The sequence below is a fragment of the Paraburkholderia fungorum genome (assembly GCF_046027605.1).
Taxonomy (GTDB): Bacteria; Pseudomonadota; Gammaproteobacteria; order Burkholderiales; family Burkholderiaceae; genus Paraburkholderia; species Paraburkholderia fungorum_F.
This window is the reverse complement of the sequence record NZ_JAQQEF010000004.1, coordinates 37,040-54,074: the sequence shown is the minus strand read 5'-3', so window position 1 is coordinate 54,074 and position 17,035 is coordinate 37,040. Positions and strand designations below refer to the sequence as shown.

The window sequence follows — 17,035 nt, the reverse complement described above, 5'->3', positions numbered from 1 at the left end:
CAACGATGACGCCGCAATGCAAACCGGCCGCGCAGGCGGCCAGTTTGCATACAACGGAGAACGACGGTCGAGTCTTACTTCAACACAACCTTCACGTCGAAGTACTTCGCGGCGAAGCGGTCGATCGTGCCGTCGGCCTTCAGTTCCTTGAGCGCCTGGTTCAACGCGTCCTTCAACGCCTTGTCGCCCTTGCGGATACCGAAGCCCACGCCCGCGCCGAGCAGCTTTTCGTCAGTGACGGCCGGGCCGGCGAATTCGAAACCCGCGCCTTGCGGTTTCTTCAGAAAGCCCTTCGAAGCCGCTTCCGCGTCCTGGAATGCGGCATCCAGCCGACCCGACGCGAGGTCGGCGTAGATCTGGTCCTGCGTCTGATACGGCACGACGTCGACACCGGCCGGCGCCCAGCGCGCCTTCGCATACGCTTCCTGAATCGTGCCTTGCAGCACGCCGACGTGCTTACCCTTGAGCGAGGCCGGCGTAGGCAGCAGACCACTGCCCTTCTTCGCGATCATCTGATTCGGGATCGTGTAGATCGGATCGGTGAAGTCGATGGCCTGGCGGCGCTGTTCCGTGATCGTCATGTCCGAGTTGATCGCGTTGAACTTGCGTGCTTCCAACGCTGGAATCAGGCCGTCGAACGAATTCTCGACCCACACGCACTTGGCCTTCAGTTTTGCGCACACGGCATTGCCGACGTCGATATCGAAACCTTGCAGCTCGCCTGACGGGGACTTCGATTCGAACGGCGCGTACGACGCCTCGACGCCGAAGCGCACTTCCTTGATATCTGCCGCCGACGCAGCACTCGCCGTGACTGTTGCCGTCGCGAACAGCGCGAGCGCGGCCATGTTTCGCCAATTCATCTTCATTACGGGTGTTCCTCTACGGTATTGAATAAGACGGAGCCGAATCCGGGCAAGCATGATTGCCGCGCCAAAATTGCGATTCAAACTCGTGCGGCCAGTGTGGTGCAACGCAACCGCCGCGAGGGCGGGATTGTACAGAAGCATTCAGACGAGCTTCGAGAGCGTTTCCTGCGTGGTCTCGACGACCAGCAGACCCGCGCGCAAACCCGGCTTGACCGTCGCATTGGGAAACACGATACGTTCTTCGTCGTGACGCACGATGTAGCGATAGTCGCCGTCACGGGCGAGCACGGTGTCCTTCGCAAAGGGCGTGAAATTCGGCACATCCGCGGCAACCAGCAATTCGAATGCGTCGCTTTGCTTGGTGAGCTGGTCGATCACGGTGAATACACGCGGCATCGCCGTGGACACGTTGCCGTTCCTTGTACCGGCCAGCAACTGGTGCAACGCCTCGTCCGCGCCGGCGAAACGCGTCAGGTCGTTCTGCCCGAACGGCCGCACCTTGCCGAGTTCGAGCGTACAGGCTTCGGCGCCGCATGCTTGCGCGGTGAAGTGCGAGTACGTGTTGCCCTTGGTGGTGTGCAGCAGGACCGCGCTAATGCGCGCCTCGCCGAGCCACTCGAACATTGCACGCGAAAACGGCTTGCCTGTATGCGGCAACAAGGCGAATTGCTCGAAAGCCGACGCGCGGATCGCCGTGTGCATATCCACGTGCCAACGAGCGCCCGGCGCCTGCGAGGCAGCGGCAAAGAATTCCGTTGCCGCCCGCTCCAATGCCGCCGCGCGCGGCGCTTCGTGGCTGTGCGGCAGTTGCGTGTGACGTCCGCTAAACAGGCGGTTCAGATCGTCGTCGCGATAACGGCACGCGTCGCGCATTGCATCGACGTTACCGAGAATCACCAGCACGCGGCATGTCAGCGGCGCCCCGCCACGTGCGATATCACGCACGAGACGCGACAGCAGCTCGATCGGCGCAGTCTCATCACCATGCACGCCGGCAGAGGCGAGCACACTGCGCACACCCTCTTCCTGCGTGGCCGGCTCCATGAGCAGAACGCCGTCGTCGAGCCATGACCAGCGCACACTATTGTTGGCGCACGCACCCTGCGCTTCGTGCGCGCCAGGCCGCGTGCCCGCCAATGTGTAGGCGAGGAAATCGTCGAGCATCGGAATCGACATGCCGCGCTCAGCGCTGGAAGTCATACAGCGAACCCAGACCGAGAATCTGCGTCAGTTCATCGAGTGCGGTGCGCGACTCGGCGAGCAATTGCGGATCGGTCAGATCGGACGGCGCGAGACGATCGCGGTAATGCTTGTCGATCCACGTATCGAGGCGGCCAAACAACGTGTCATTGATCCACACGCCAGGCGTCACCGCCGTACGCTCCACCTCGTTCAACACCACGCGCAGCCGCAAACATGCCGGGCCGCCGCCGTTTTTCATGCTTTCACGCAGATCGAAAACGAGCACATCGTCGATCGGGCCGCTGTGCGAAGTCAGATCGTCCAGATACGCGCCCACGCGCGCGTTCTCGCGGCATTCCTGCGGCACCACCAGCACCTGCTTGCCGTCCGGGCGCGTCAGCAACTGGCTGTTGAACAGGTACGACGTGACCGCGTCGGACACGCTCACTTGCGCGTCGGGTACCTCGATCACATTGAACTCGGCTTTCAGCCCGGAGAGCTTCGTGCGCAATTCGTCGTAGACCGCTTTCTGTTCGACAAACGCGAGTTGATGGCAGAACAGCGTGTTGCGATTGCCGACGGCGATGACGTCGTTATGGAACACGCCCGCGTCGATCACGTCGGGATTCTGCTGCGCGTACACCGTGGCCGCTTCGGCCAGACCGTGACGATGCGCGACCGCGCGACTCGCCTCGAACGTCTGACGCGCGGGGAAACGCTTCGGCTCCGGTCCGCGGCGATATTCACTGCGGCCGTACACGAAGAATTCGACGCCACGTGTGCCGTACTCCGAGCAGAAGCGCGTGTGGTTCGCCGCGCCTTCGTCGCCGAGAGCGGGCGTGCCGGGCAAGGCCTCGTGCACGGCAAACCGATCGGCATCGCTAAAGATTGCGCGCAGCGTGCGGCGCGTCGATTCATGCTCGATCGCGCGATGCAGCTTGCTGCACAGATTGGCCGGCGTGAAATGCACGCGGCCGTCGTGCGTATCGGCCGACGGGCTCACCGTCGCCGCGTTCGCGGTCCACATCGCCGAGGCCGAACTCGCCGCAGCGAGCAACTCGGGCGCGTCTTTGGCCACGCGTGCGATCACCGTTGCGTCGTCGCCGGAGAAGCCAAGTTCGCGCAACAGGCGCATCGACGGTCGCTCCTGCGGCGGCAACACGCCCTGATGAAAGCCGAGGTCGGCCAACTGCTTCATCTTCCGCAGGCCTTGCTTCGCGGCCGCTTTAGGGTTGGCAATCGACTTATCGTTGTTCTGCGACGCGACATTGCCGAACGAGAGTCCCGCATAATTGTGGGTCGGGCCGACGAGACCGTCGAAATTGGCTTCAGTGGCTTGCATCGTCGATCCTTAGAATTGAAGACCCGGCGAGACGCTCGCGGGCATTTGCAGTTGCGCGCTTTCGACGGACGCCATCGGATACGCGCAGTAGTCGGCGGCGTAGTACGCGCTCGGCCGGTGATTGCCCGAACGCCCCGGGCCACCGAACGGCGCACCCGACGACGCCCCGTTGGTCGGCCGGTTCCAGTTGACGATGCCCGCGCGGATGGTGCGCTGGAAATGCGTCCACAGCGCTTCGTCGTCGGCGAGCAGGCCGGCGGAAAGACCGAACTCGGTGTCGTTGGCTTTGTCGAGCGCTTCTTCGAAGCTGCCGTAACGGATGATCTGCGCCAGCGGACCGAAATGTTCTTCGTCCGGCAGGTCCTTCACAGCGGTCACGTCGAGAATCGCGGGCGTGACGAAGCCGAGTTTCGGATCGCGCTGCTCCATCTTCAGCAGCGCTTTCGCACCATCGGCCAGCAAACGCTCCTGTGCCGCGACCAGACGCGAAGCCGCCCGCGCGGAAATCACCGCGCCCATGAACGGCTGCGGATCGGCGTTATATTCGCCAACGCTGATGCGCGAAGTCACTTCGGTCAGGCGCTCCACAAAACGGTCGCCGAACGCGTCGTTCGGTACGAAAATACGGCGCGCGCACGTACAGCGCTGCCCTGCCGACAGAAACGCCGACTGAATCGTGTGATGCACAGCGGCGTCGACATCCGCCACCGGGCCGATCACGAGCGGATTATTGCCGCCCATCTCCAACGCGAGGACAATCTCCGGACGGCCGCCGAATTGTTTATGCAGCAATGTTCCGGTATCCGAACTACCCGTAAAGAACAAACCGTCGATCTGCCGATGGTTGGCAAGCGCAATGCCCGTCTCTTTCTCACCTTGCACGAGGTTCAGCACGCCCGCGGGCAAGCCCGCATCGCGCCAGATCTGCACCGTGAGCGCCGCCACGCCCGGCGCGAGCTCGGACGGCTTGAACACCACCGCATTACCCGCGATCAGCGCCGGCACGATATGCCCGTTCGGCAAATGGCCCGGAAAGTTGTACGGCCCGAACACCGCGACCACGCCATGCGGACGGTGCCGCAACACAGCCGTGCCATCGGCCATCGGCGAACGCTTTTCGCCGGTGCGCTCGTTGTAGGCCTGAATCGAAATCTCGACCTTCGCCGCCATCGAAGCCGCTTCCGTGCGCGCTTCCCACAGCGGCTTGCCGGTCTCGCGGCCGATCGCTTCGGCCAGCGCTTCCTTGCGTTCGGTCACGAGCGCGGCGAAGCGGCGTACCGCACCGCACCGCTCGTCGAGGCTCAACGCCGACCACCCGGCAAACGCGCGCCGCGCACTGCGTACCGCACGATCGACGTCGTCCGCCGAGGCGCTGTTGCCTTCCCAAACCGTTGCGCCCGTCCCCGGGTTACGCGACGCGAATGCGGGTCCTGTGCCGGCGGCCCATTCGCCGTCGATGAAAAGCTCGCTCATGATCATCCTTGTTTGTGTTTCAGCGGCAGCACCCGCACCGGGTCGCCTGCCTTGACGTCGAGCGCGGCCGCCTCGGCAGCGCTCATGCGGAACACGCCGCCTTGCGGCACGCCCGCGGCGGCGCCGACGCGAAAGTCGCCCAGCGACGTATTCGATACCAGCGAACGCGGCGCATCCTGCGGCGCGCCCGCCGGCACGTCGCCGATTTCGACCGGCACCACCACGCTTTCGCGCACCGTGCGCAAGTCGGCGATATGGCATTCGAGCACCGGGCCTGCGTCGAAAATATCGACGTGATTCTCGTAGCGCAGCCCCTCCGATTCGAGCATGCGGCGCGCCGGAATCGTGTCGCTATGCGTGAGGCCGACGCATTCCTGCGCTTCTTCCGGCAGCAACTCGACATATACCGGATAGCGCGGCATCAGCTCAGCGAGAAACGCCTTACGGCCGTGCGAGCTCAGATAGTCCGCGGCGTTGAAATCGATCTGATAAAAATGCGAGCCGACCGCGCGCCAGAACGGCGAGGTGCCTTCCGCATCGAAATGACCGCGTAATTCCGCGCACAGACGCTGCGGAAAGCGCTCGCGAAACTGCGCGAGAAACATGAAGCGCGAACGCGACAACAAACCGCCTACCCCGCTCGTGCGGTAACGCGGGCTCAAGAACAGCGAACACACTTCGGCATAACCCGTGAGGTCATGCGAAATATTCAGCGCGCGCATGCGAGTCCAGATCCCGAGATCCTGACTCGCGTGCACGACCGTGCTCACGCGGTAGTTGTAAAACGGTTGCTGCAGACCCACTGCTGTTTCGATGCCGCATACACCGGCCACGTCGCCGGTCTCGGTGTCTTCCATCACGAAGAAGTAACCCGCTTCGTGCGGTTCGGCCTTGTCTTCCATCGTGCGGCGCGCACGTTCCACCCGCGCCGCCAGTGCCTCGCGATCCGGCTTGAAAGTCGTGAGACCGGGCCCGGTCTCTTGCGCCAGCCGCATGAGCGCGTCCACATCGCCTCGTTGCACAACGCGAACGACGATCATTGTGCGTCTCCCGTCAATTCTTCCTGATGCGGCTGATGCAGCGGCACGCAGCGTACCGCATCGCCCTCCTGCACGCCGAGTGCGGCACGCGCCGCATGCGACAACGACGCACCGCCTGTTTTGTCGCCCGGCAATTCACCGAGCACGCAGCGAAACTCGCCATCCGCGCCGTTATGCGCGATCAGATACGTCGAGCCGCCGGCAGCCGCGCTGGCTTCCCGCACCACACGCGTTTCATTGCGCGTCACGCAGGCGCTGCGATCCACCTGCGCGGTCAGCACCGGACCCGCGTCGAAAATATCGATGAAGCGATCCGTCTCGAAGCCTTCTTCAAGATGAATCTCATACGCGAGCAATGCTTTCGAATCGGGCTCGCCGAGCACGCGCTGGGCCGCTTCCGGCAGCAACGGCACGTAGATGGGATAGGTCGGCATCACTTCGGCGATGAAGGTGCGGCTGCGGCCACCCGATTCGATTTCGATGTCGGCGAAGTTGCGGCCGAAGAATTTGCGGCCCACCGCTTCCCAGAACGGCGACACGCCGGAGTCGTCCGTGACGCCGAGCAGCAGCGAGAACACTTCCGATGTGAAACGCTTGCGATTGGCGGCGATGTACATCATCCGCGCCCGCGACATCAGATGCGCGGCCGCATCGCCGCGCAACGACGGATCGATGTAGTATCCCGCCAGGCGGCTCTTGCCGGTCAATTCATGCGACATGGTCAGCGCGTGAATCTTGCGGTTCACGTGCAATTCGCGCGACGCGTGAATCAGTGCGTCGTTGCGAAACGCGTAGAACGGGTCCGAATACCCGGCTGCGGCGACAACACTCGCCGTACCCATCAGCTTGCCGCTCTGCGCATCCTCGAGCACGAACAGATAGAACTCCTCGCCCGGAAAATCCACGTCCGCGCGAAACGAGTCTTCCGACAACGCGACGCGCGCTTCGAGCGCGCGCCGGTCGTGCGGCAGCGAATGCAGCACCGGTTGCGCGGTGCGCGCCATATGTTCGAGCGCATCGAGATCCGCGAGGCGGCTTGGGCGTACGAAGAGCATCATCGTTCCTGTTGAATGTGACGCATGATCAATGCAATGACTCCGTGCTTCGGCTCAGTGTCGTGGCTCAATGCTGTGAATCAATGCCGTGGCTCAGTGCCGTGGCTCAATGTGAAGCCGTTTCGGCTTTCACGCCGACAACCTCTTCGATCGCCTTGGCCAGACGCGCGAAGCCTTCGTTCATATCGTCGAGCGGCATGATCAGCGACGGCACGAAACGCAGCACGTCCGGGCCCGCCATCAGCATGATCACGCCATGCTGACCCGCGGCAGTGACGAAATCTTTGGCGCGGCCCTTGAACGCATCGGTCAATTCAGCGCCGATCAACAGGCCCTTGCCGCGCACTTCCTTGAACAGGCCAAAGCGTTCATTGAGCTTTGCGAGGTGGCCTTTCAATGCTTCGCTGCGGCTGCGCACGCCTTCGAGCACCTTTGGGTCGCTGATCAGCTCGACCACCTTCTCCGCGATCGCCGCGCCCAGCGGATTGCCGCCGTAAGTCGTGCCATGCACGCCGACCTTGAAGTGCGCGGCCAGTTCGTTGGTGGTCAGCATCGCGCCGATCGGGAAACCGTTGCCGAGCGCCTTCGCGGTGGTCAGGATGTCCGGCGTCACGCCGGTGTCCTCATACGCGTAGAAATAGCCGCTGCGGCCCACACCCGTTTGTACCTCGTCGAAAATCAGCAGTGCGCCGTGCTGATCGCAGGCTTCGCGCAAGGCCTTCAGGAACGCCGGATCGGCCGGGATCACGCCGCCTTCGCCCTGGATCGGCTCGACGATCACCGCGCACGTCTTCGCGCCGATCGCTTTCCTGGCCGCTTCGATATCGTTGTACGGCAGATGGATGATGCCGGCCGGCACCGGGCCAAAGCCTTCGGAATACTTCGGCTGGCCACCCACGCTGACGGTGAAGAACGTACGGCCATGGAACGACTGCGTAAACGAGATGATTTCGATTTTGTCCGCGCCATGACGCTCGAACGCGACGCGGCGCGCCAGCTTCAGCGCGGCTTCGTTCGCTTCCGCGCCCGAGTTGGCGAAGAATGCGCGGTCGGCGAAGGTCAGGTCTTCGAGACGTTTAGCCAGACGCAGCACCGGTTCATTGGTGTAACCGTTACCGATGTGCCACAGCTTGCCACCCTGTTCGTGCAGCACTTTCAGCAGTTCAGGATGCGCATGACCGAGCGCGGTCACCGCGATACCGCCGGCGAAATCGATATAGTCGCGGCCTTGCGTATCCCAGACGCGTGAGCCGAGACCGCGATCCGGTACGAAGGCGGCGGGCGAAAACACCGGCACCATGACTTCGTCGAAGGTCTGGCGTGTCACAGTCAGGTCGTTCATGGCAAATCCTCGTTACAGTTGAGAGGTAATACACGTAGTGTAGGAAACCGCGGCCGATACGTCTTGCGCATACGCGACGCTTTCTATGAGCTTCCGGGCGGATCGGTCGCAAGCGGAGCGCAAGCGCGTCGATTAGTCCGCCTCGTCGGGCCGTTCGATCAACGCGGCCGGCCGCGGCTCACTGGCCGCGGCGCCCGTCGCGCCGGTCTGCTTGTCGATCCAGTTACGACGATCCTCGCGCGGTGTGACACCAAAGCGTTCGCGGTAAGCATTCGAAAAGTGCGCCGCCGACGAAAATCCGCAAGCGAGACTGATCTGCACCACCGATTTGCTGGTGCGCTGCAATTGCGTGCGCGCTTTCGAAAGCCGCAGGCCAAGATAGTATTTGGACGGCATCGAGCCGAGATACTGGCGAAACAGCCGCTCCAACTGCCGCCGCGAGACGCTGACGAGACCCGCGATTTCATCGGTGGTCAGCGGGTCTTCGATATTCGCTTCCATCAACATCAGCGCATCGTTCAGACGCGGATGGCGCTCGCCCGGCGCGGTCACGAACGGAATGCGCTGCCGCTCCTCGCCCGCGCGCAGCACGCCGACGCCTAGCGTGTCGGCAATCCGGTCCGCGAGTTCAGGCCCATGATCGCGGCCGATCATCGCCAGCATGAAGTCGACGGTGGCCTGACCGCCCGCGCACGTTGCGCGATCACGGTCGATTTCGAAAATCTGCTGGGTGACGATCGAGCGTTCGAACTGCTCGGAGAACTGCTGATAGGTTTCCCAGTTGACGCTGACCCGATAGCCGGACAACTGCCCCGCCATGGCAAGCCACCAGACGCCGTGATGAATGCCGGTGACGAGCGGCGTGCGCTGTCCGACGCGCGACAAACTGGCAAGAAACAGCCGGTAGTCGGCGAATTGCTGGAACCGCTCGCTGACGATGATCAGCCAGTCACACGAGATCGCATCGCCGAAAGCGGCATCAGCCGGCCATTGCGCGCCGCCCGACAAGGGCACCGCGCGGCCGTCCCACGAACACACCTGCACGCGGTATAGCGCCCGGCCGTCGATTTCGTTGGCGAGATTGAGCGCGTCGACGATCGGCCCGACGCCCGACATCGACACCGGCGGCAACGCGACGATTGCGACCTGCGTGGTGCGAGCCGGGCTGGATGTGCGAGCCATCATCTATTGATCAAACCCGAATGAAGCGCGAAAAGCGCGAGCCGCGCGTTACTTCAGACTGCCGGACAGGAACTGCTTGAGCCGTTCGCTGCGCGGCGTGGTCAGTACGTCGGCGGGCAAGCCCTCTTCTTCGGTACGGCCCTGGTGCAGAAACATCACGTGATTCGACACGTTGCGCGCGAAACCCATTTCGTGGGTGACGACGATCATCGTGCGGCCTTCTTCGGCGAGCTTCTGCATCACCTTCAGCACTTCGCCGACCAGTTCGGGGTCGAGCGCCGAAGTGGGTTCGTCGAACAGCATCACGTCAGGGTTCATCGCCAGCGCGCGGGCAATGGCCACGCGCTGCTGCTGACCGCCCGACAGATGCGACGGATACTGTTTTTCCAGACGCGGCGCGAGACCCACCTTCTCGAGATATTCACGCGCCCTTTCTTCGGCTTCGCGACGCGACATGCCGAGCACATGAATCGGTGCTTCGACGATGTTCTCGATCACGTTCATGTGCGCCCACAAGTTGAAGTGCTGGAACACCATCGCGAGTTTCGTCCGGATGCGTTGCAGCTGCTTGTGATCGGCGACTTCCAGATTGCCGGCGCGGTCGGCCTTGGTTTTCACCATTTCGCCGTCGACGACGATCTGCCCCGCGTTCGGCCGCTCCAGAAAATTGATGCAGCGCAGAAAGGTGCTCTTACCCGACCCGCTCGCACCGATGATGCTGATCACGTCACCCTTGTTCGCGTTCAGCGACACACCCTTGAGCACCTCGTTGTCGCCGTAGCGCTTGTGGATATCCTGAACGGCGAGCTTGCAAGCTTCGGTTTGAGTGGTGTGGAGCAAGATGCTCTCCCTTTGAAAATACGGATCAAATCAAACTACGTGACGGCGCACGCCAGCCGCGCCGCTGGATCGGAACACGCCTCGTCAGTGCGTGCGCACTGCCAGGTAGCCCAGCCAATGACGCTCGGCACGGCGGAACAACGCTACCAGCGCGAACGACACCACCAGGTAAATCAGCGCCGCGAGCCCGAACGAATCGAACGACCGGTACGTGGCTGAATTCGCATCGCGCGCCACCTTCAGGATGTCCGGCTCCGTGGCCGTAAACGCGACCGTGGTGGCGTGCAGCATCAGGATGACTTCGTTACTGTACAACGGCAGCGCCCGGCGCAGCGCGGACGGTATCACAATGCGGCGATACATCGTGAACCAGCTCATGCCATAAGCACGGGCCGCTTCCACTTCGCCATGCGAGGTCGAGCGGATCGCGCCGGCGAAGATTTCGGTGGTGTACGCGCAGGTGTTCAGTGCGAAGGCGAGGATCGCGCAGTGAAAACCGCTGCGGAAGAACGCATCCAGCAGTTGATGCGAGCGCACGAATTCGAGGCTGTACATGCCGGTGTAGATCAGCAACAGTTGCACGTACAACGGTGTGCCGCGAAACACGTAAGTGTAAAGACGCACGGGTGTCGACAGCCAGCGCTTCTTCGACACGCGCGCCACCGCTAGCGGAATAGCCGCGCAAAAGCCGATCCCGACCGATGCCACCAGCAGCCATAGCGTGACCGCCAGGCCGGACAGGCGCTGACCGTCCCAGTACAGGAATGCGCGCCAGAATTGATTGAGAATATCGATCATAGTCTTAGAGCTCCGCGTGCCGCACGCCGATTGAATAGCGCTTTTCCAGCCAGATCAGCACGAGATTCGACGCGGTGGTGATCGCCAGATAGATCAGGGCGGCGACCAGAATGAAGAAGAACATGTTGAAGGTGCTCTTGCCGGCGTCCTGGGCGGCTTTGACGACATCGGCGAGGCCGATGATCGACACCAGCGCGGTGGCCTTGACCAGCACCTGCCAGTTGTTGCCGATGCCGGGCAGCGCGAAGCGCATCATCTGCGGAAACAGGATGCGCGTGAACACGCGTGCGCCGCTCATGCCGTACGCGCTGCCTGCTTCGAGCTGACCGCGCGGCACCGCGAGAAACGCGCCGCGGAAGGTCTCGGTGAAATACGCGCCGTAGATGAAGCCGAGCGTCAGCACACCGGCCACGAACGGATCGATATCGAACTGCGGCAGGTTGAGGGCGTCGGTAAGATTGTTGACGGCGATCTGGATGCTGTAGAAGAGCAGCAGCATCAGGACGAGGTCGGGCACCGAGCGGATCAGTGTCGTATAGCCGGTGGCGATTGCCCGCAGGGGGCGATTGAAGGAGAGTTTAGCTGCTGCGCCCGCGAGGCCGAGCAGCACGGCGGCTGCCAGCGACAGGACGGACAGCTCGATCGTCTGGATCGTGCCGGCTAGCAACACCGGACCAAAGCCGTAAAGGAACACGCGTGTCTCCATCCAGGTTTATTGAGGATGTGATGGATGGGGTCGGGGTGTGGTTGCGGCGACCCATCCGGTATGGCGCGGAGTCTCGCAAGCCGGAATTATTTTCTCAAAGAGAGGGTTGGGGTGTGCTGCGGTGCAGCAAGGGGCCGCCTGGCGCGGCGGAAGCTTGCCCGGGCGTGGTTTTGCAGGAGAGATGGGGTTCGAGCGCTGCGCGAGATTGAGGGATTTTGCAGGTTTTGGGTCGCTTTTTCGATAGAGGTTGGAGGCCTTGCGGTGGGCTCTTGTTGATGTTTGCCTACGGCGTAAGGTGTATGCATGCGGTGCTGGGATGCGGTGCTGGGCTTTCCTTGATCTGGTTGCCCGCTCGGCGCTTTTGGCTGCATGCGTACGGCGTTGGCCTTTGCTTGATTTCTTATTGGTTTATTAGCGTTGCCCCTGTGCGGGGCGGCACCTACTTCTCTTTGCCGGCTGCAAAGAGAAGTAGGCAAGAGAAAGCAGCTCACACCGCTAGTTCTTAAGCGGGTCCCCCGCACAGCCACGGTAGTGGTACATCTGGAATCTGGGTTCTCGCACATTCGACGTTAGTGACCAGGCAGTCATACTTCCCGCCTCGCACTACGTGCTCGCCGGAAGGGTCAATCATCGATGCTGTGGCTTCGTTCGTGCGCAGTGGGAACCATCGGCGTCGCCTCGGCGACGCACCCAACCAGCAGCGGGAACGAGCAAGCGCCAAGCAAGAGCCAAGCAAGAGCCACCGCAGCGGAAAACTGAGAGGCCGGGAGGGCACAGAGGCAAGAAGGCAGAGGGGCGAAGGCGAAAGCGAAAGCGAAAGCGAAAGCGAAAGCGAAAGCGAAAGCGAAAGCGAAAAGACGATACGCGCTGCGGCTTCGGCGCGAAATGAAATGTGAGCGCGAAAACGCAATGATGAGCCAAGCGAAGCCTGTGGCCCCGGCGTGCATGAACGAAGCCCCGTGTTCTCAGTGGCTCCTTCCGGCGAGCACGCAGTGCGAGGCGGGAAGTATGACGCCCTTGTCACGAGAGCCGAATGTGCGAGAACCCAGATTCCAGATGTACCACTACCGCGACTGTGCGGGGGATCCGCTTAAGAATTAGCGGTTTGAGCCGCTTTCTTTTGCCTACTTTTCTTTGCGGCAGGCAAAGAAAAGTAGGTGCCTGCCCCGCACAGGGGCGACGCTAATAGACCACTAACAAATCAAGGAAAGGCCAACGCCATAGGCACACAGACAATAAGCGCCGCGCGGGCAAACGAACCAAGGAAGGGCCACCGCCGCAGGCAAACAGACAACCAAGCGCCGCGCAGGCAAAAAAGAACCCCTTACTCCATCCCTAACCGAGCCCGAATCGCGGGCAACATATACTCAACTGCCGCGCGCCCCTCCTCCATAGCCGGCCCCGCCCGGTGAAAATCAAAAATCCCCATTCCGCCCAGCCGCGGCTGGATCAGAATATCCGCCGGCTCGCCAGCCAGCCGACTCCTCGTAATTCGCACCTGCATGATGTCGATGCTCTGCGCGATCGAACTGAGCATCGACGGCACTCGCGCACTCGGCGCCGGCGGCACGCGTACATCATCGGTAGCACGCACTTCGGCAGGCGCTAGCCAGCGTGGCCAAGGCTTGCCGTTGCGGCGCAGCGCGACCGGCGGCGGCGCATCCGGATCGAGCGCCGGCGTATCGACCACCGCGCCGCCGAAATCGCGGCCATTCAGAATATCGTTGTTCAGATCGACAGCGATCACGCAGTCCGCCCGCATACCGCGCGCCACCGAGACCGGCACCGGATTGCTCAAGCCGCCATCCACCAGCCACACGCCGTTGTAAAACACCGGCGTGAAAATCCCCGGGATCGCAATCGAGGCGCGCACCGCGTCGACCACGCTGCCGTCCTGCAACCAGCTCTCGCGGCCCGAATCGAGTTCGGTGGCCACCGCCGCGAACGGCATGTTCAGCTGCGCAATCGAGCGGCCGGCGAATTTGTCCGCGAATATCTGGATCACCTTGCGCCCGCCGAGCAAACCGCCCGAAAAACGCAGATCGAGCAGCCGCACCACCGTTTGCCAGGTGAGCCGAGAAACCCACTCTTCGAGCCAGTCGAGATCGCCGTTTGCATACACGGCGCCGACCAATGCGCCGATCGACGTGCCGCACACCACATCCGGCTTGATGCCCGCATCATGCAACGCGCGAATCGCGCCGATATGCGCCCAACCTCGTGCGGCACCGCCCCCCAACACCAGCCCGATCCGGCTGTATCGACGTCGACGTATCATTTCTTCCCCGCCTTTTATCGGCTATCGCCCGCGTATCACGTCCGAGCGCGATGTCGTGTACACCTTGTGATATTGATCGAAGTGCACGTTGAATATACCTTCTTCGGTCACGCCGCCCTCACGCCACTTCCAGCTCCACACGGTTTCCGGCTTTAGCGGAAACACGGCGATCTGGCCGGGCTTGCCAAGCAGGCGGCGCACTTCGTCTTCGGTCATGCCGATGCGAATCTTGCCGAAGTTGGCGGCCGTCAGCACCTGGGTGATGGCTTGCAATTTACCGTCACGGTCGATGTCGACCATGTACGTATTCAGCCCTTGCGGGCCGCGCGGATATTCGAAGCGCTTCGACCCGTCGGTAAAAGTGCGCTCGGTTTCCGGCTTGCCCATCTGATCGCGAATCTGTGCCTCGGTCGTGACGCCCGGCGTCATGTTCTTGAGCAATAAAGCATCCGGCTTGACGGCGTTAAAGAATTCCTTGAGTTTTTGCACGGCGCGGTCGCTCTGTTGGTCGTCGCAGCCGGTCAGTGCAAAGCACGCGGCCAGCATCATGACGATAAGCAATTTGAGGCTCACGGCGAGTTTCCTGTACGGATGCGAAGCACAGTTCGCCGGCATCCCGTTGTGTAGGGCGTCTCCAGGGAGACTGACTTCAGGGCGCCCCAAGAGGACGTCCGTCCGACGTGCTACAGGATAACCGCGCACGGAAAAAACCGCGAGCGAGGCCGGCAAGGCGGGCGGTGGGGTTGGTTGGTGGGTTGGTGGGTTGGTGGGTTGGTGGGTTGGTGGGTTGGTAAGTCGGTAAGTCGGTAAGTCGGTAAGTTGGTAAGTCGGTAAGTTGGTAAGTCGGTGAGTCGGTAAGTCGGTGAGTCGGTGAGTCGGTGAGTCGGTGAGTCGGTGAGTCGGTGAGTCGGTAAGTCACCAGGTGCGTGGGCGGCGGGTGTGTGTGGGTGAGTGGCTCCGTGAGTCCGTGGGTCGTTGAGTGGCGAGCGGTGAGCGGTGAGCAATGGGCGATCAGGCGAATGCCGTTGCCGAGACTGGGTGACCTGATGGCGAGTGCCGGTATTGTGCGGAACGCGAGACTGAAATGGTGTAGTCGGTTTTGTGAAGCGCTTCGGCGCGCGCAGCGCCGCCGGAGGTATGACTGCCTGGTCACTAAAGCCGGATGTGCGAGGGCACAGATTCCAGATGCACCACTTACTGCGACTGTGCGGGGGACCCGCTTATGAGCTAGCGGTTTGAGCCGCTTTCTTTTGCCTATCTTTTCTTTGCGGCCGGCAAAGAAAAGTAGGTGCCGCCCCGCACAGGGGCAACGCTAATAGACCACTAACAAATCAAGAAACCACACAACAAAAAAAACCTCATCACTACAAGCAAAAAAGCGACGCTGTGCAAAGCGTCGCCATGCCGGCCGATACGGTCAAACCCGGCAATAACCGGCACCAACAGGCGGCCGAAAAAAACCGCCAGAAAAAGACCGCGGACGACGCGCAGCGGCCCGATCCCAAGCGAAGCGGTGAGAGACCTTAGCCTCTGACCTTACGCCATCGCCGGAATGGTGGACCGCTGCTTGTCTGGTCGCCCTGGTCCCTCGATAAGCCTTCCAAGTGGAGTTAATCTAAACGGAATGGCGGATTTAGACGAGAGCGCGTTTACACCGAATTGGCAGACGATTCGCACTCCGCGGCGCCGGCGTAAGCGGGCTTGCACGGTGGCCACGCGAGCAGCGCACCGAACGCATCGCAATCGAGCGATGGATAACAGCGCGCCACCGCGCTTTCAGCAATCGGAGCGCTTATACGAGGGCGAGGACGAGGACGACGCCTCCATCACCCCCCATCAAGGCAAAGCAAAACTGCGATCAAAGCTCGAGCGCACATCAAGATGCGCACGAATCACATTAGCGGCTTCGTAGGTATCGGCGGTGCGCTGCTGCGCGGCAACCACGCTGTCGTCGATCGCCACCGGATGCACCTGGCCGCGCTGATAGACAGTCTTCAGCACATCCATCGGCAGACCCGTGACTTTCGATTGCATCGTCGCCACTTCATCGGGATGTGAAAGCGCCCAACGCTGCCCAATCGCCACGCGTCGCAGAAAGTCGGCCAGTTGCACGCGCTTGTCCGCGATCGCGCGTTCGGTCGCCACCTGGTAGCTGAGACCTTCGGAAAGGCCCACGCCGTTCGCAATGATGCGGTCGTGATCACGCGCCTCGCCGAGCGCGGTGTAAGGATCCCACACCGACCATGCATCGACGCTGCCCGACGCAAGCGCCGCCTTCGCATCGGCCGGAGCAAGAAATACGAACGAGACGTCGGTAAGCGGCACATTGGCCTTCTTCAACGCGGCGAGCGCGAGATAGTGGCCGATCGAACCACGCGTCGTGGCGATGCGTTTGCCCTTCAGGCTCGCCGCATCGTTCAACGGCGAATGCGCGCCGACAACGATCGCCAGATCCAGCGGATTCGACCGGGTTGCCGCGACCGCGCGTACCCGCGCGCCGGCAGCGAGCGCGAACACGAGCGGCGCATCGCCCAGCCCACCGACATCCACAGCACCGGCATTCAGCGCTTCGCCAAGCGGTTGCGCGGCCGGAAAGTTGAACCACTCGATCTTGTACGGCAGGTCTTTCAGCTGACCGGATGCTTCGAGAATGCCGCGCGTTTGCAAGGACTGGTCGCCGACTTTCAGCACAGGTAAATCCGCTGCATGGGACTGCGTTGCGCAAACCGTCGCGCACAGTGCGAGCATTGCCCTGCCGAGCGATTTGAACAAGGCGCGTTGCAAAGCGGATGAAGCGGGGAAAGAAGAACGGGAGGTCGTCATAGCGGTGCTTAAGTCGTGGCATCGAGGTGATGTGATATCGACGATAAGGCACGCATCTGTATAAGACAAACGCATTATTCTGCTAAGCAAATATGCGACTTTTCT

The 17,035-nt window shown here is 62.0% G+C and carries 14 protein-coding genes; all 14 read right to left on the bottom strand.

The genetic code is table 11. The features are described 5' to 3' along the window. Positions 1-74 precede the first annotated feature (74 nt). The gene (locus PQR53_RS08930) at positions 75-869 is read right to left on the bottom strand and encodes an ABC transporter substrate-binding protein (protein ID WP_179741808.1); all 795 of its coding nucleotides are present in this window, start codon (positions 867-869) and stop codon (positions 75-77) included. A gap of 141 nt (positions 870-1,010) precedes the next feature. Beyond that, positions 1,011-2,069, bottom strand: coding sequence for a succinylglutamate desuccinylase (astE, locus tag PQR53_RS08925; RefSeq protein ID WP_408452420.1), 1,059 nt, complete (start codon positions 2,067-2,069; stop codon positions 1,011-1,013). Next, on the bottom strand, positions 2,053-3,393 hold the full coding sequence (astB, locus tag PQR53_RS08920; protein WP_408452418.1) for an N-succinylarginine dihydrolase: 1,341 nt from the start codon (positions 3,391-3,393) through the stop codon (positions 2,053-2,055). The genes astE and astB overlap by 17 nt, the downstream gene beginning before the upstream one ends. A gap of 9 nt (positions 3,394-3,402) precedes the next feature. Beyond that, complete coding sequence (astD, locus tag PQR53_RS08915) at positions 3,403-4,866, bottom strand: succinylglutamate-semialdehyde dehydrogenase (protein ID WP_408452416.1); 1,464 nt, start codon at positions 4,864-4,866, stop codon at positions 3,403-3,405. Positions 4,867-4,868: 2 nt separating this feature from the next. Beyond that, on the bottom strand, positions 4,869-5,906 hold the full coding sequence (astA, locus tag PQR53_RS08910) for an arginine N-succinyltransferase (RefSeq protein ID WP_408452414.1): 1,038 nt from the start codon (positions 5,904-5,906) through the stop codon (positions 4,869-4,871). Beyond that, a complete protein-coding gene (gene aruF, locus PQR53_RS08905; protein ID WP_408452826.1) occupies positions 5,903-6,961 on the bottom strand; it encodes an arginine/ornithine succinyltransferase subunit alpha in 1,059 nt (352 codons plus the stop codon). The genes astA and aruF overlap by 4 nt, the downstream gene beginning before the upstream one ends. Before the next feature lie 106 nt (positions 6,962-7,067). Beyond that, a complete protein-coding gene (locus PQR53_RS08900) occupies positions 7,068-8,303 on the bottom strand; it encodes an aspartate aminotransferase family protein (protein ID WP_408452412.1) in 1,236 nt (411 codons plus the stop codon). 132 nt (positions 8,304-8,435) lie between these two features. Then, positions 8,436-9,485 (bottom strand): GlxA family transcriptional regulator, encoded by a 1,050-nt coding sequence (locus PQR53_RS08895; RefSeq protein WP_408452824.1) that lies wholly within the window; start codon positions 9,483-9,485, stop codon positions 8,436-8,438. A 48-nt stretch (positions 9,486-9,533) separates the two neighbouring features. Then, positions 9,534-10,325 carry an ABC transporter ATP-binding protein gene (locus PQR53_RS08890; protein WP_179741802.1) on the bottom strand — a complete coding sequence of 264 codons (792 nt, stop codon included), beginning with the start codon at positions 10,323-10,325 and terminating at the stop codon, positions 9,534-9,536. Positions 10,326-10,409: 84 nt separating this feature from the next. Continuing rightward, a complete protein-coding gene (locus PQR53_RS08885) occupies positions 10,410-11,123 on the bottom strand; it encodes an ABC transporter permease (RefSeq protein ID WP_408452410.1) in 714 nt (237 codons plus the stop codon). A 4-nt stretch (positions 11,124-11,127) separates the two neighbouring features. Then, positions 11,128-11,817 (bottom strand): ABC transporter permease, encoded by a 690-nt coding sequence (locus PQR53_RS08880; protein ID WP_012432581.1) that lies wholly within the window; start codon positions 11,815-11,817, stop codon positions 11,128-11,130. A gap of 1,336 nt (positions 11,818-13,153) precedes the next feature. Further along, positions 13,154-14,107, bottom strand: a complete 954-nt coding sequence (locus PQR53_RS08875) for a patatin-like phospholipase family protein (RefSeq protein ID WP_408452408.1) — start codon at positions 14,105-14,107, stop codon at positions 13,154-13,156. A gap of 21 nt (positions 14,108-14,128) precedes the next feature. Next, positions 14,129-14,680 (bottom strand): hypothetical protein, encoded by a 552-nt coding sequence (locus tag PQR53_RS08870; protein WP_408452406.1) that lies wholly within the window; start codon positions 14,678-14,680, stop codon positions 14,129-14,131. 1,263 nt (positions 14,681-15,943) lie between these two features. Continuing rightward, positions 15,944-16,855 carry an ABC transporter substrate-binding protein gene (locus tag PQR53_RS08865; protein ID WP_408452822.1) on the bottom strand — a complete coding sequence of 304 codons (912 nt, stop codon included), beginning with the start codon at positions 16,853-16,855 and terminating at the stop codon, positions 15,944-15,946. Positions 16,856-17,035: the final 180 nt, after the last annotated feature.